This window comes from Nocardioides sp. S-1144, assembly GCF_005954645.2.
Classification (GTDB): Bacteria; Actinomycetota; Actinomycetes; order Propionibacteriales; family Nocardioidaceae; genus Nocardioides; species Nocardioides dongxiaopingii.
In genome coordinates this window covers 2181613-2195645 of sequence record NZ_CP040695.2, presented here as the reverse complement: position 1 = coordinate 2195645, position 14033 = coordinate 2181613, and the positions used below count along the sequence as shown (strand labels likewise).

Genomic DNA, 14033 nt, shown 5'->3' with positions numbered 1-14033 from the left:
GGACCCTTTCGGGGACGGGAAGGACCGCGCCGTGGTGGGCGCTGGGCTTAGGACAGCCTAACCTGCTCCCATGACCACCGCCCCCACGCCGTCGACGGGTGCGACACCCCGCGACGCGGGAGCCGCCGTCGAGGCCGAGGTCGGACCGGGCTCGCCCGAGCGGACGCTCCCGGTCCGCCTCCTGGGCCTGCTCGCGTGCGTGCTCCTGCTCGTCGCGGCCTGCGCCCTGAGCCTCGTGGTCGGCGCGAAGGAGATCCCGCTCTCGGTCGTCTGGGACGCGGTGTGGCACGGCTCCGACGGCACGTTCGACTCGATCGCCGTCACCTCCGACCGGATCCCCCGCACCGTGGCCGGCGTGGTGGCCGGCGCCGGCCTGGGCGTGGCCGGCGCGCTCATCCAGGCGGTCACCCGCAACCCGCTCGCCGACCCGGGCATCCTGGGCGTCACCGCCGGCTCCGCGTTCGCGATCGCGATGGGGATCGCCGTGGCCGGGGTGGTCGCCCCCTCGACCTACCTCTGGCTGGCGTTCCTGGGCGCCGCGCTCGCGACCGTCGTCGTCTACCTGATCGGCGCGGTCCACCGCGGCTCCGTGAGCATCGCCCGGCTCACCCTGGCCGGGGTCGCGCTCGCCGCCCTGCTCAACGGGGTCACCTCCGGGCTCGTCCTCACCGACCCGCGCGCCTTCGACGCGCTGCGCTCCTGGCAGGCCGGGTCGCTGAAGACCCGCGGCTGGGAGGTCATCTCACCGGCCGCTCCCTGGGTGCTGGTGGGGATCGTCCTGGCGCTGCTGCTGGGGCGGGCGCTCAACGCGGTGGCGCTCGGCGACGACCTCGCCGCGAGCCTGGGCGCCCACGTGCTGCGCACCCGCGTGCTGGCCGTCGTCGGCGTGACCCTGCTCGCCGGCGGCGCGACCGCGATCGCCGGCCCGATCGCGTTCGTCGGGCTGATGGTGCCCCACGTCGCCCGGCGCATCTCCGGGCCCGACCAGCGGTGGATCCTCGCCTTCACGGTCGTCCTCGCGCCGGTGCTGCTGGTGGTGGCCGACGTCGTGGGCCGCCTGCTCCTCCCGGTCGGCGAGATCCCGGCCGGGATCGTCACCGCCGTGATCGGTGCGCCCGTCCTGGCCGTCCTGGCCCGTCGCTACCGGGTGGCGGCGCTGTGACCCCCGCGTCCGGGCTGCCCGAGGCACCGGCCTCGGCGGAGCGCTCCCGTGCCGGTGCCGTGCGCCGGACCCGCACCCGCGCCGGCGTCGTGTCGCTCGTGCTCGCCCTCGCGTGCGGCGTCCTCGGCCTGGTGGCGCTCGGCACCGGCAGCCTCGAGCTGTCCCCGGCGGAGGTCGTCGGGGCGATCCGCGACCTCGGGGCCGGCTACCGGCGCCACGTCGTGCTCGAGGAACGGCTCCCCCGCATCGTCGCGGCGCTGGTCTTCGGCGCGGCGCTCGGGGTGGCGGGTGCGGTGTTCCAGAGCCTGACCCGCAACCCGCTCGGCTCGCCCGACGTCATCGGGTTCTCCACCGGCGCCTACACCGGTGCGCTGGTCGTGATCACCACCGTCGGCTCGTCGGCGACGGCGGTGGCCGGCGGCGCGCTCGCGGGCGGCATCGGCACCGCGCTGCTCGTCTACGCCCTGGCCTGGCGCGGCGGGGTCGCGGGGTTCCGGCTGGTCATCGTCGGCATCGCCGTCACGGCGCTGCTCGCCTCGGTGAACACCTACCTGCTGCTGCGGGCCAAGCTCGAGGTCGCCGTCGCCGCGGCCACCTGGGGTGCGGGCTCGCTCAACCTGCTGACGTGGGAGCAGGCGCTGCCGGCGCTGGTGCTGGTCGCGGCGCTGCTGCCGGTCGTCGCCGTCCTGAGCGGTGGGCTGCGCCAGCTCGAGCTCGGGGACGACGCCGCCCGCGCCCACGGGCTCGCGGTCGAGCCGGTCCGGCTCTCGCTCGTCGTCGCGGCCGTCGCGCTGACCGCGGCCGTGACCGCCGTGGCCGGACCGATCGCCTTCGTCGCGCTGTCGGCGCCCCAGATCGCGCACCGGCTGTGCCGCTCGGCGGGCCTGCCGCTCCTCGCCTCCGCGCTGACCGGCGCGTTCCTGCTGCTGCTGGCCGACTTCGCCGCCCAGCACTGGTTCCCCCAGGACCTGCCGGTCGGCGTCGTCACCGTCGTCGTCGGCGGCCTCTACCTGCTCTGGCTCCTCGCCTCCGAAGCCCGGAAGAAGGTCACATGACCAGCACCCCGCCCCCCGCGACGGACCCGGCCGCACCTCCGGGCAGCAGTCGCCTCGGCGCCGAGGGCGTCACCCTGGCCTACGACCGCCGGGTGGTCTCGACCGACCTGAGCATCGCCGTCCCCGACGGCTCGTTCACCGTCATCATCGGCCCGAACGGGTGCGGCAAGTCGACCCTGCTGCGCGCCCTGGCGCGGCTGCTCGAGCCGAGTTCCGGGCGCGTCGTCCTCGACGGCAGGGCCGTATCGGACTACCGCGGCAAGGAGGCGGCGCGGGTCGTCGGCCTGCTCCCCCAGACGTCGTTGGCGCCCGACGGCATCACGGTGGCCGACCTGGTCGGTCGCGGCCGCTACCCGCACCAGGGTCTGATCCGGGGCTTCTCGGCCGCCGACAAGGCCGCCGTCGACCGGGCCATGACGGCCACCGGCGTCGCCGACCTCGCCTCGCGCCCGGTCGACGAGCTCTCCGGCGGCCAGCGGCAACGGGTCTGGGTCGCCATGGCCCTGGCCCAGGAGACGCCGCTGCTCCTGCTCGACGAGCCCACCACCTACCTCGACATCGCCCACCAGATCGACCTGCTCGACCTTCTCGCGGGTCTGCACCGCGGCGGGAGCACCCTGGTCGCCGTGCTGCACGACCTCAACCAGGCCACCCGCTACGCCACCCACCTCGTGGTGATGAAGGACGGCGCCGTCGCCGCGCAGGGGCCGCCGCGCGACATCTTCACCGCCGACCTGGTGCACGAGGTGTTCGGCCTGCCGTGCCTGGTGATCGAGGACCCGGTGTCGGGGACCCCGCTCGTCGTCCCGACCAGCCGGGGGCACGTGCAGGACCGGACGAAAGTCTGACCGGGAGCGACGCGGGACGGATCCGCGCCGGCGCCGGGCGCCGTTGACTGGGCCGGTGACCACCCGTGCGCGGCCCGCCGCCGCCCCCCGTGCCCGCGCCGTCGGCGTCGTCACGGCGCTGCTCCTGGCGCCGGTCTGCGCCGAGCTCCTCCAGGCCTACCTCGGCGACCTGGGCGGCCCGGGCGGGCTCGCGTTCCTCGTGCTCTTCCTCGCGCCGTTGTACGGCGGCGCCGTGCTCCTCGTGCGGGAGGTCTCGGTGCGCACGCAGCGCGGGTGGACCGGCCGGCTGCTGCTCGCCGGCGCGTTCGGGGTGGCGATGCCCACCGTCGTCGACCTCTCGGTCTTCACCCGCACCCGCGACGACCTCGACGGCTGGGGCGACATCGTCGGCGCCGCCTCGTTCGGCGGCATCGGCTGGAGCGCCGTCGTCGTCTGGGTCGTCGGGCACGCGCTGATGAGCGTGGCGGCCCCGCTGGTCGTCGCGGAGTCCCTGGCCGGGGACCCGCGCCCCTGGCTCGGCCGCACCGGCCTCGGCGTGGTCGGCGTGGGGTTCGTGCTGGTCGCCGTCGCCCTCAACCGCGACCACGTCGCGCAGCACGCCCCGGCGGTCGACGCCCTGCGGTACGCCGTGTCGGCCGCCGTCGTCGTCGCCCTCGTCGTCCTCGCGCTCGGCCCGCTCGGTCGTCCCCTGCCGGCGCGCGAGCGGCCTGGCCCGTCCGTGCGCACCTGCCTCGCCGCCGGGTTCGTCGCGCTGGCCGCCTTCGACCTCACCCCGATGTCGTGGGGCGGTCTCGGCCTCCACCTGGTGCTGCTGGTCGTGGCCGGGGGCGGCGTGGCCCGGTGGGCGCGGTCGACCGGGTGGACACCGCGTCACCTGGCGGCGCTGGCCTGCGGAGCGCTGGTCGCCAGGACCCTCGTCGGGTTCCTCGCCCCGCTCCCCCAGGACACCACCTGGGCCGAGAAGATCAGCCAGAACATCGGCTACCTCGTGCTCGTGCTCGTCCTCGCCGCCCTCACGCTGCGCCGCCGGACGCCGCTCCCGGACGCGACCGCACGGGGCGACACCTGAGCCACCCCACCCGGCGCGGCCGCCGTCACGACCCGGCGGCGAGGAACCGCTCGCCGATCCGGCGGCAGGCGGCCCGCAGCTCGTCGGGCTGCTCGACCACGAACGGCGCCGCCAGCCGGATCAGCTGGAGGGCGAACCACGCGGGGTCGTCCATGCTGCCGATGAGGCGGGTGTGGTCCTCGTCGACCTCCTCGAGCCGGCCGAGGTGGCGCGGGAGCCGGCGGGCAACGTCGGCCACCGGCGCCTCGACCAGCACCGACACGTCGGCGCCCCAGCCCTCGGCCATGTGCTCGTCGACGACGGCCGCGACGTCGAGCCCGTTCGGCGGGGTGAAGGTCTCCGGGCGCGGGGTGCACGCCTCGATGCGGTCGATGCGGAGCACCCGCTTGGCGTCGACGGCGCGCTCGTCGACCGAGTGCGACCAGCACAGCAGGTACCAGCGGTCGTGGCGCAGGTTGACGCCCCACGGGTCGACGTCCATCGAGCGCGGGTCCGCCTCGGGCCGGCTGCGGTAGCGCAGCCGCACGCGGACGCCGTCGTGGGCGGCGCGGGCGAGGGCGCTGGCCAGGTGCGGGTCGGGCCCGCCGGCACCGGAGTCGGTCGTCCCGACCAGGCGCAGCGCCTCGGCCGGCTCGGCGAGGGCCGCCGGCAGCACCCGGATGATCTTGTCGAGGGCCTCCTCGACCGCGGTGGCTCCCCCGACGGCGCTGCGACCGCGGACGGCGGCCATCACCAGCGCCAGGGCCTGGTCGGTGGAGAACATCAGCGGCGGCACCCGGAAGCCGCGGCCGATCCGGTAGCCGCCGTACCGGCCGGGCGTGGACTCCACCGGGATGCCGGCCTCGCGCAGGATGCCGACGTAGCGCCGCGCCGCCCGGGTCGAGACGCCGAGCCGCCGGGCCAGGTGCTCGCCCGAGACGCCGGGGCGGTCGTGGATCAGCTCCAGCGCGACCAGGGCCCGCGCGGTCGGTCCGACGTCGTCCAGGAGGGGGTCCGGCACCCGAGGAACGATAGCGTCCGCATAGGGCCCGCGCCGCGCGTCGGCCGGTGTCCGTTCGGGTGGTTCGCCTGGCCCGTCGTGACCAGATCCGGTGCGGTCGTATCACGCGACCCGACGGCGTCTCCTATCGTCGAGCGACGACGCATCCGCAACGGGGGACGACCATGTTCGACACCGCACCGCACACCGGCACGCACATCTCGCACGACCGGCCGTGCCAGCAGTGCGGCCACGCGCTGCACACCTACCTGGCCTGCTCCGACACGTGCGCCTGCCAGCCGGCCGGCCTGCGACTGCCGGCCTACGCCTGACCCGGGACCGGAACGGGACTCAGGGCTGCAGGAGCACCTTGATCGCGGTGCGCTCGTCCATCGCGCGGTAGCCCTCGGCCACCTGGTCGAGCGGCAGGGTGAGGTCGAAGACCAGGCCCGGGTCGATCTCGCGGCGCAGCACCCGCTCGAGCAGGTCGGGCAGGTAGCGGCGCACCGGGGCCATGCCGCCGGCCAGGCCGACGTTCTTGGAGAACATCACCCGCAGCGGCGCCTCGACACCGTGCGGCACGCCGACCATGCCGACCGTCGCGCCCGGGCGGGCGACCCGGAAGGCCTGCTCGAACGCCGGGCCGTTGCCGACGCACTCGAGGACGGCGTCGCCACCGACGCCGCCGAGGATCTCCTTCACCGCGGCCACGCCCTCCTTGCCCCGCTCGGCGACGACGTGCGTGGCGCCGAAGCGCCGGGCGAGCTCCTGGCGCGGCTCGTGCCGCGACATCGCGATCACGGTCTCGGCGCCCAGCTGCGAGGCCGCGAGGACACCGCAGAGCCCGACCGCGCCGTCGCCCACGACGACGGCGGTGCCGCCCCGGCGGACGCCGGCCGAGACGGCGGCGTGCCAGCCGGTGGCCATCACGTCGGAGAGCGTCATCAGCGAGGGGACGAGGTCGGCGTCCGGCACGCCGTCGGTCTTGACCAGGCTGCCGTCGGCCTGGGTCACCCGGGCGTACTCGGCCTGGCCGCTGCGGGTCATGCCGAGGTTCTCGCAGGCCGAGTGCGCGCCGTTGCGGCAGGCCGAGCAGGTGTTGTCGCAGTGGTCGAACGGCACGATGACGAAGTCGCCGGGGCGCACGTCGCGGACGTCGGCGCCGACCTCCTCGACGACGCCGAGGCACTCGTGGCCGATCGTGTGCGGCTCGGTGGTCTCGTCGTCGCCGCGGTAGGGCCACAGGTCGGAACCGCAGATGCACGAGGTGTGCACCTTGACGATGGCGTCGGTCGGGAGCTCGATCCTCGGGTCGGGGACCTCCTCGAAGCGGATGTCGCGCGGTCCATGGATGACGGTGGCCTTCATGCCCCGATCCTGACAGCCCGCCGCCCGGGGCGCGCCGTCCGGGAGGGTGGTGCGACGCACCCCCGTCGGTTCTTGCCGTATCTCACATGTGAGTTACCGTGAGTGACATGTCGATCGACTACAAGAGCCGCATCGGGACCCTCATCCGCGACGCCCGGATGCACCGTGGCCTGACCCAGAGCCAGCTCGCCGACCTGCTCAGCACGAGCCAGAGCGCGATCAACCGGATGGAGAAGGGGCACCAGAACCTCTCCCTCGAGATGCTCGCCCGGGTGGGCGAGGCGCTCGACTCCGAGATCGTCGAGCTCGGCCCCACCCACCTGCGCGTCCAGGGGCCGACCACCCTGACCGGGGCCATCGACGTCAAGACGTCGAAGAACGCCGGGGTCGCGCTGCTGTGCGCCTCCCTGCTCAACCGCGGCCGCACCACGCTGCGCAAGGTGGCGCGGATCGAGGAGGTCAACCGGCTGCTCGAGGTGCTCAACAGTCTCGGCGTGAAGACCCGCTGGCTCAACAGCGACAACGACCTCGAGATCGTGCCGCCCAAGCACCTCGACCTCAGCCAGATCGACGAGACCGCCGCGCGCCGCACCCGCTCGGTGATCATGTTCCTCGGTCCGCTGCTGCACCGTGCCGAGTCCTTCGACCTCCCCTACGCCGGCGGCTGCAACCTCGGCACCCGCACCGTCGAGCCCCACATGACCGCGCTGCGGCCCTTCGGCCTCGAGGTCAAGGCGACCGACGGCAGCTACCACGCGCAGGTCAACCGGGCGATCGAGCCCGAGCGGCCCATCGTGCTCACCGAGCGCGGCGACACCGTCACCGAGAACGCCCTGATGGCCGCCGCCCTGCACCCGGGCGTCACCGTGATCCGCAACGCCTCGTCCAACTACATGGTCCAGGACCTGTGCTTCTACCTGCAGAAGCTCGGCGTCGGGGTCGAGGGCATCGGCACCACCACGCTGCGCATCACCGGGGTCGCCTCGATCGACGTCGACGTCGACTACGCCCCCAGCGAGGACCCGATCGAGGCGATGTCGCTGCTGGCCGCCGCCATCGTCACCAAGTCCGAGATCACCATCCAGCGGGTGCCGATCGAGTTCCTCGAGATCGAGCTCGCCGTGCTGGAGGAGATGGGCTTCCAGTACAGCCGCACCGAGGAGTACGTCGCCCGCAACGGCCACACCCGGCTGGTCGACCTGACCACCAAGCCCTCGCAGCTGCGCGCGCCGCTCGACAAGATCCACCCGATGCCGTTCCCGGGCCTCAACATCGACAACCTGCCGTTCTTCGCCGTCATCGCGGCCGTGGCCGAGGGCCAGACCTTCCTGCACGACTGGGTCTACGAGAACCGGGCGATCTACCTCACCGAGCTCACCAAGCTCGGCGGCCAGGTCAAGCTCCTCGACCCGCACCGCGTGATGATCGAAGGTCCGACGTCGTTCTCCGGCGCCGAGCTCGTCTGCCCGCCCGCGCTCCGGCCGGCCGTGGTGATCCTGCTCGCGATGCTGGCCAGCAAGGGCACGTCGGTGCTGCGCAGCACCTACGTCATCCACCGCGGCTACGAGGACCTCGCCGAGCGGCTCAACCTCCTCGGCGCCACCATCGAGACCTTCCGCGACTTCTGAGACACGCAGCCGCGCGCGAGGAACGAGCGCACGGCGTGGGCGTGGCCAGGTCGAGCAAGCGACACGGCTGAGCCTGCGAAGCCGTACGAGCGCGTCGAGACCACTGGACCACCGATGCCCGGCCGGCGGGCCTCGGGGGCAGGGGTCTCGTCGGCGCTCGCCGGAGCTCGCTCGCTCGACCCCCGAGGACCACGGGCTCGACGTCCGCGCCCGCACCCTCACCACCTGAGTAGGGATGCTCTGCCCGCCCGGGGCGAAGGGCGGCCATACTCACCCCGTGCCTCGAACGCCTCCGACCCCGCGGACCGGTCGGCCCTACCTCGACGAGGTGCTCGACGGGCCGGCGCCCGTCCTGGCGCTGGCGCACCGCGGTGGTGCCTACCACCCCGGGCTGGAGGGCCTCGAGAACACCCTCGAGGCCTTCCGGCACGCCGTCGACCTCGGCTACCGCTACCTCGAGACCGACGTCCACGTCACCGCCGACGGCGTCCTGCTGGCCTTCCACGACGACGTCCTCGACCGCGTCACCGACCAGCAGGGGCCGATCGCGGGGCTGACCCACGCCGACGTGCGGCGCGCGCGGATCGGCGGCCGGGCCGAGGTGCCGACCCTGGCGTCGCTGCTCGACGAGCTGCCGGGCACCCGGTTCAACATCGACCTGAAGTCCGACGGCGCCGTCCGGCCGCTGGCCGACCTGGTCGCGGCCCGCGGGCTCGAGGACGACGTCCTGGTCGGCTCGTTCTCGGTCGCGCGGGTGCGGGACTTCCGGAGGCTGACCGGGGGCCGGGTGGCGACGTCCGCGGCGCCCGCCGAGGTCGTGGCCTTCCTCCTGCGGCCCCGGCGGCGCGCGCCGTTCGACGCCGTGCAGGTGCCGCACCGCCGCGGACGCCTCGTGGTCGCCTCGGCGCGTCTGGTCCGCACCGCGCACGCCGCAGGCAAGCATGTGCACGTCTGGACGATCGACGAGGCCGACGAGATGGGCGTGCTGCTCGACCGGGGCGTGGACGGCCTGTTCACCGACCGGACGGACGTGTTGAGGGACGTGCTCGCCGAGCGCGGCCACTGGAGGGAGACCTGATGACCGGTATCGCCGACCTCGCGCCGCTGGAGCGCGCCCAGGAGCAGAAGGCCTGGTACTGGTACGACTGGGCCAACAGCGCGTTCTACACGACCGTGCTCAGCGTCATGTTCGCCCCGTACATGATCGAGGTCGCCGGCAAGGCGGCCGGCTGCCCCGAGGACCTCGACGACGCGGCGAGCTGTGGCAACACCGTCAGCGTCCTGGGCCTCGACCTCGCCGCGGGTTCCCTCCCGTTCTACCTGACCAGCTTCGCCACGATCTTCAGCGCGTTCCTGCTGCCCGTCGTGGGCGCGATGGTCGACCGGTCCGCGCACAAGAAGCGGCACATGGCCGGCTTCGCGTGGGCCGGCGCGGCGTGCGGCTCGCTGCTGTTCTTCATGAAGGACGACCAGTGGCAGATCGGGGCGGTCGCCATCGTCCTGGCCAGCGTGCTGGCCGGCTGCTCGGTGATCAGCTACTCCGCGATCCTCGTCGACATCTCCACCGAGGAGGAGCGCGACCGCGTCTCCTCGCAGGGCTGGGCGTTCGGCTACCTCGGCGGCGGCCTGCTGCTCGCGGTCAACCTCGGCATGTTCCTCGGGCACGACGCGATCGGCCTGTCGAGCGGGATGGCCGTGCGGCTCTCGCTGCTGTCGGCGGTCATCTGGTGGGCCGGGTTCACGATCATCCCGTTCGTGCGGCTCAAGGACCGGCCGCCGGTCGAGCGCCTGGAGATCACCGGCAACGTGTTCGACCGCAGCTTCGGCCAGCTGTGGCGCACCCTCAAGGACCTGCGCAACTACCCGATGACGCTGACCTTCCTGGCGGCGTACCTGTTCTTCAACGACGGCATCCAGACCGTCATCTACGCCGCGTCGACCTACGGCTCCAAGCAGCTCGGCTTCGGAGACAGCGTGCTGATCGGCACCATCCTGCTGATCCAGTTCGTCGCCTTCGGCGGCGCGCTGCTGTTCGGACGGTTCGCGCAGAAGCACGGCAGCTACAAGCCGATCCTCTACGGCACCTACGCCTGGGTCGTCATCGTCGTCCTGGCCTTCTTCCTGCCGGAGGAGAACGTGCCGCTCTTCATGGCGATCGCGGTCGCCATCGGGCTGGTCCTCGGCGGCACCCAGGCCCTGTCGCGCTCCTTCTTCAGCCTGCTCATCCCCCGCGGTCGCGAGGGCGAGTACTTCGCGCTGTACAACGCCTGCGAGCGCGGGACCTCGTGGTTCGGCACCTTCGTCTTCGCTGTCATGTTCCAGCTCACCGACTCCTACCGCCCGGCGCTGCTGGCCCTGATCGTCTTCTTCGTCATCGGTGCCTTCTTCCTGCTGCGCCTCGACCCGGAGCGCGGGATCCGCGAGGCCGGGAACGCGGTCCCCTCGACCGTCTGAGCCACCGCGCGGGCACCGGCCGGCCACCGGTCCGGGGCCGAGCGGGCGCGGGGGAAGCATCGCGGCCGAACGGGAATGGAATCTTTGCCGGCTGGGTACGGTTGGACCAGCAACGGGCGCACCCGCCCGACGCAACACGACGACGCGGACTACACGCAGTTGGGAGGTGTGCACCATGGCAGAGCGAACCTTGCGTGGCGCACGACTCGGAGGACAGAGCTTCGAGGACGAGCGAGGCATCGAGTTCGCCGCCCGTCAGCAGGTCGGCTACCGCTGCACCCACGGGCACGAGTTCGAGATCACGATGTCGGTCGAGGCCGACGTTCCGGCCGTCTGGGAGTGCCCGCGGTGCGGTGCCGAGGGGCTGAGCACCTCCGGCATCGAGCGCGTCGAGAAGGCCGAGAAGCCGGTCCGCACCCACTGGGACATGCTGCTCGAGCGGCGCTCCGAGAAGGAGCTCGAGGACATCCTCAAGGAGCGGCTCGACCTGCTCCGCGGCGGCGAGATCGGCCCGGCGCACCTGCACCGGCCGACCAAGAAGCGCAGCCGCACGACCGTCTGACGTCGACGGACCAGCGCGGCACCACCGTCGCGCTACTCCTCGACGACCTCGCCCCGGACCACCGGTCCGGGGCGATCGGTCTGTCCGGGGCCGCCACGGGCACCGCCGGTCGGCCCCAGCGGGCCCAGCACCGTGAGCCGGCGGGCCACGACACCGGCGAGCACACGGCGGAACAGCGGCCGCGTGAGCGGCAGGATCAGCAGGATGCCGGCGAGGTCGGTCACGAAGCCGGGGCTGAGCATCAGCACGCCGCCGACGAGGAGCAGGGCGGCGTCGGCGAGCTCTGTCGCGGGCATCCGCCCGGTCTCCAGCGCGGTGCGCAGCGCCTGCCACGCCCGGCCACCCTCGCGCCTGACCAGCCAGCTGCCGAGGATGCTGTCGGCGACGAGCAGCACGATCGTCCACCAGGCACCGATCACCTGGCCGACCTGGATCAGCACGTAGAGCTCGGCGATCGGAACGACCACGAAGGCGACCAGCAGGAACCACGAGAGACGTCGACGCCGGGCCATGGCGCCAGTCTACGGACCAACCGGCGGCGTCCGAGGAGGTCGACGGCGCCCTCGCCGGGCACCTCTGCCGGGCAGGTCAGCGGTGGACGCGGCCCCAGAGCCGGCGGGCCTGCGCCCGTCGCTCCCGCAGCCCCCAGGCGGTGATCCGCCGCAGCGACTCCGCCGCGACCGCGCCGCTCATCTTCGAGTCGCCGCGCACCCGCTCGACGAACTCGATGGGGACCTCCCGCACGGTCAGGCCGGCGCGCAGCGTCCGGCTGACCAGGTCGGTCTGGAACACGTAGCCGGTCGAGCGGACCCGGTCGAGCGCGATGGCCTCGAGGGTCGAGCGCCGGTAGAGCCGGAAGCCGGCCGTCGCGTCCCTGACCTCGATGCCGAGGAGCAGCCGCACGTACAGGTTGCCGCCCCGGCTGAGCACCTCGCGGCGCAGCGGCCAGTTGACCACGCTGCCACCGGGCACCCAGCGCGACCCGATCACCAGGTCGGCGTCCCCGAGGGCGTCCAGGAGCCGGTGGAGCTGCTCGGGCTGGTGGGAGCCGTCGGCGTCCATCTCGCCCACCACGTCGTAGCCGTGCTCGAGCGCCCACGCGAAGCCGTGCAGGTAGGCCCCGCCGAGACCGCCCTTGGCGGCGCGGTGCAGCACGTGCACCCGGTCGTCGTCGGCGGCCAGCCGGTCGGCGATGTCGCCGGTGCCGTCGGGCGACTGGTCGTCGACGACGAGGACGTCGACCTCGGGCTCGGCGGCGCGCAGGCGCGCGACGATCCACGCGAGGTTCTCGGCCTCGTCGTAGGTCGGCAGCACCATCACCGTGGTCGGGGCGGACATCTCAGGAATCCTCCCCGACGGCGCGGCCCGGCGCGGCACCGACACCCCTGCGTGACCGTCTGCCGAGCAGGAGGGCCCACGCGGTCCCGACGACCGTCGTCAGGTACGACAGCAGCCTCAGGACCTCGCCGACGGCGATCGCCGGCGTCGCGCCGCGGTAGAGCGTCACGGTCTCCACGACGACGTCCTGGGTGCGCCGCTGGGTGCGGTCGACCACGCTGCCGTCAGGGGCGATGACGCCCGAGACCCCGTTGGTGGCCGCGACGACCACGTAGCGGCCGGTCTCGATCGCCCGGGCCCGGGTGATCGCGAACTGCTGCTCGATCTGGTCGGTGAAGATGAAGCTGGCGTTGCTGGTCTGGACGGCGAGCAGCTCCGCGCCGTTCTCGATCTGGACGGCGAGGCCGTCGTCGTAGGCGATGTCGAAGCAGATCGCGTCGGCCAGCGGGACGCCGGCGACCACGAGCGGCTCGGCGCGCCGGCCGCTGACCATGTCGCGCGGGATCCGCGCGAGCTGGCCCTGCTCGGTGATCCCGGTGGGCTCGAGCAGGCCGCGCAGCGGGATGTACTCGCCGTAGGCGACGGGGTGCCGCTTGGTGTAGCGCTCCCCCGCACCGGTGACCGGGTCCCACACGATGCCCTGGTTGAGCACGTGGTCCTCGCCGTCGTCGACGATCGCGCCGACCAGCACCGGCACACCGATGGCGTCCGCCGCGGTCTCGATGCCGGTGCGGATGGAGGTGTCGCGAAACGGGTCGCGCGCCGTGGAGTTCTCCGGCCAGACGACGAAGTCCGGCTGCGGCGCCTCGCCCGCGGCGACCCGGGCCGCGAGGTCGACCGTGGCGTCGACGTGGTTCTGCGTCAGGCCCTCCACGTCGGCGAGGACGTCGTCGCCGCGGCCCGGCACGTTGCCCTGGACGGCGGCCACGGTCGTCTCCCCCGCCTCGGCCAGGCGCCAGGGCGCCACCGCCGGCACGAGCGCCACGGCGGTGACCGCGACCAGCGCCGCGGCGGCGAAGAGGCGCTCGTCGCGCCGCTCCCGGCCCCGGGCGGCGAGCAGCAGCCGGGCCAGCAGGAAGCCGAGGAACGCCACGACCAGGCTGACGCCGTTGGTGCCGAGGTAGGCCAGCGCGGGCGCCAGCGGGGTGTCGACGACGCCGAACCCGAGCCGGCCCCACGGCATCCCGCTGAAGGGCCAGGTGGAGCGGATCGTCTCCATCGCCACCCAGGCCAGCGCCAGCCACGCCGGCCAGGACGCCAACCGGTGCAGGAGGGTCGCCACGGCGCCCAGCAGCCCGTAGAACAGCGCCTCGATGCCGGCCAGCGCCAGCCAGGCGGGCGCGCCGATCGAGGGGCTCATCCAGTAGATGTGGACGAAGTAGAACCCGACGCCGAACGCCAGGCCGACCACGAAGCCGGCCCGGGCCCGCAGCCCGCGGGTGGTGAGCGCGTAGGCCGCCAGGCAGAACGGCATGAGGTAGGCGACGGCCACCGGTTCGTAGGCGAAGGACAGCGCGACCCCGGCGAGCGACGCGACGAGGGTCCGGCGCAGCACGGGTGAACGGTACCG

At 73.5% G+C, this 14033-nt stretch carries 14 protein-coding genes; 9 read left to right on the top strand and 5 right to left on the bottom strand.

Translation table 11 applies throughout. The features are described 5' to 3' along the window. The first annotated feature begins 70 nt into the window (after positions 1-70). The 4 genes from FE634_RS10340 to FE634_RS10325 are packed head-to-tail and all read left to right on the top strand — an operon-like array spanning position 71 to position 4134. The gene (locus FE634_RS10340; protein ID WP_138875821.1) at positions 71-1162 is read left to right on the top strand and encodes an iron chelate uptake ABC transporter family permease subunit; all 1092 of its coding nucleotides are present in this window, start codon (positions 71-73) and stop codon (positions 1160-1162) included. Further along, positions 1159-2217, top strand: coding sequence for a FecCD family ABC transporter permease (locus FE634_RS10335; protein ID WP_138875820.1), 1059 nt, complete (start codon positions 1159-1161; stop codon positions 2215-2217). The genes FE634_RS10340 and FE634_RS10335 overlap by 4 nt, the downstream gene beginning before the upstream one ends. Beyond that, positions 2214-3065 (top strand): ABC transporter ATP-binding protein, encoded by an 852-nt coding sequence (locus FE634_RS10330; protein ID WP_138875819.1) that lies wholly within the window; start codon positions 2214-2216, stop codon positions 3063-3065. The genes FE634_RS10335 and FE634_RS10330 overlap by 4 nt, the downstream gene beginning before the upstream one ends. Before the next feature lie 55 nt (positions 3066-3120). Continuing rightward, on the top strand, positions 3121-4134 hold the full coding sequence (locus FE634_RS10325; protein WP_148240563.1) for a hypothetical protein: 1014 nt from the start codon (positions 3121-3123) through the stop codon (positions 4132-4134). Between the two features lie 25 nt (positions 4135-4159). On the opposite strand, the gene FE634_RS10320 is transcribed toward FE634_RS10325, so the two are convergent. Beyond that, positions 4160-5134, bottom strand: a complete 975-nt coding sequence (locus tag FE634_RS10320) for a helix-turn-helix transcriptional regulator (RefSeq protein WP_262347648.1) — start codon at positions 5132-5134, stop codon at positions 4160-4162. A 164-nt stretch (positions 5135-5298) separates the two neighbouring features. Between FE634_RS10320 and FE634_RS21020 the strand changes: the two genes are divergently transcribed. After that, positions 5299-5445, top strand: coding sequence for a hypothetical protein (locus FE634_RS21020; protein ID WP_170981398.1), 147 nt, complete (start codon positions 5299-5301; stop codon positions 5443-5445). A 19-nt stretch (positions 5446-5464) separates the two neighbouring features. Here the strand turns inward: FE634_RS21020 and FE634_RS10315 are convergent, their stop codons facing one another. Beyond that, positions 5465-6481, bottom strand: coding sequence for a zinc-dependent alcohol dehydrogenase family protein (locus FE634_RS10315; RefSeq protein WP_138875817.1), 1017 nt, complete (start codon positions 6479-6481; stop codon positions 5465-5467). Positions 6482-6588: 107 nt separating this feature from the next. Between FE634_RS10315 and FE634_RS10310 the strand changes: the two genes are divergently transcribed. The 4 genes from FE634_RS10310 (at position 6589) to FE634_RS10295 (ending at position 11125) form a co-directional block, all read left to right on the top strand. Next, positions 6589-8109 (top strand): helix-turn-helix domain-containing protein, encoded by a 1521-nt coding sequence (locus tag FE634_RS10310; protein ID WP_137291830.1) that lies wholly within the window; start codon positions 6589-6591, stop codon positions 8107-8109. A 277-nt stretch (positions 8110-8386) separates the two neighbouring features. Then, a complete protein-coding gene (locus tag FE634_RS10305) occupies positions 8387-9187 on the top strand; it encodes a glycerophosphodiester phosphodiesterase (RefSeq protein WP_246060470.1) in 801 nt (266 codons plus the stop codon). After that, positions 9187-10563: an MFS transporter gene (locus FE634_RS10300; protein WP_137291832.1), complete on the top strand. Its 1377-nt coding sequence runs from the start codon at positions 9187-9189 to the stop codon at positions 10561-10563. The genes FE634_RS10305 and FE634_RS10300 overlap by 1 nt, the downstream gene beginning before the upstream one ends. A gap of 175 nt (positions 10564-10738) precedes the next feature. After that, positions 10739-11125, top strand: a complete 387-nt coding sequence (locus FE634_RS10295) for an RNA polymerase-binding protein RbpA (RefSeq protein ID WP_137291833.1) — start codon at positions 10739-10741, stop codon at positions 11123-11125. Between the two features lie 32 nt (positions 11126-11157). Here the strand turns inward: FE634_RS10295 and FE634_RS10290 are convergent, their stop codons facing one another. From FE634_RS10290 to lnt, 3 genes are all read right to left on the bottom strand, one after another. After that, positions 11158-11637 (bottom strand): FxsA family protein, encoded by a 480-nt coding sequence (locus tag FE634_RS10290; RefSeq protein ID WP_148240562.1) that lies wholly within the window; start codon positions 11635-11637, stop codon positions 11158-11160. Between the two features lie 76 nt (positions 11638-11713). After that, on the bottom strand, positions 11714-12463 hold the full coding sequence (locus FE634_RS10285) for a polyprenol monophosphomannose synthase (RefSeq protein ID WP_138875815.1): 750 nt from the start codon (positions 12461-12463) through the stop codon (positions 11714-11716). A 1-nt stretch (position 12464) separates the two neighbouring features. Further along, on the bottom strand, positions 12465-14018 hold the full coding sequence (gene lnt, locus FE634_RS10280; protein WP_262347647.1) for an apolipoprotein N-acyltransferase: 1554 nt from the start codon (positions 14016-14018) through the stop codon (positions 12465-12467). Positions 14019-14033 lie beyond the last annotated feature (15 nt).

What these genes read in the sequence shown, in the direction of transcription:
- FE634_RS10340 (WP_138875821.1), top strand. Translation starts at nt 71, where the DNA reads ATGACCACCGCCCCCACGCCGTCGACGGGTGCGACACCCCGCGACGCG.
- FE634_RS10330 (WP_138875819.1), top strand. Translation starts at nt 2,214, where the DNA reads ATGACCAGCACCCCGCCCCCCGCGACGGACCCGGCCGCACCTCCGGGC.
- FE634_RS21020 (WP_170981398.1), top strand. Translation starts at nt 5,299, where the DNA reads ATGTTCGACACCGCACCGCACACCGGCACGCACATCTCGCACGACCGG.
- FE634_RS10315 (WP_138875817.1), bottom strand. Translation starts at nt 6,481, where the DNA reads ATGAAGGCCACCGTCATCCATGGACCGCGCGACATCCGCTTCGAGGAG.
- FE634_RS10310 (WP_137291830.1), top strand. Translation starts at nt 6,589, where the DNA reads ATGTCGATCGACTACAAGAGCCGCATCGGGACCCTCATCCGCGACGCC.
- FE634_RS10300 (WP_137291832.1), top strand. Translation starts at nt 9,187, where the DNA reads ATGACCGGTATCGCCGACCTCGCGCCGCTGGAGCGCGCCCAGGAGCAG.
- FE634_RS10295 (WP_137291833.1), top strand. Translation starts at nt 10,739, where the DNA reads ATGGCAGAGCGAACCTTGCGTGGCGCACGACTCGGAGGACAGAGCTTC.
- FE634_RS10290 (WP_148240562.1), bottom strand. Translation starts at nt 11,637, where the DNA reads ATGGCCCGGCGTCGACGTCTCTCGTGGTTCCTGCTGGTCGCCTTCGTG.
- FE634_RS10285 (WP_138875815.1), bottom strand. Translation starts at nt 12,463, where the DNA reads ATGTCCGCCCCGACCACGGTGATGGTGCTGCCGACCTACGACGAGGCC.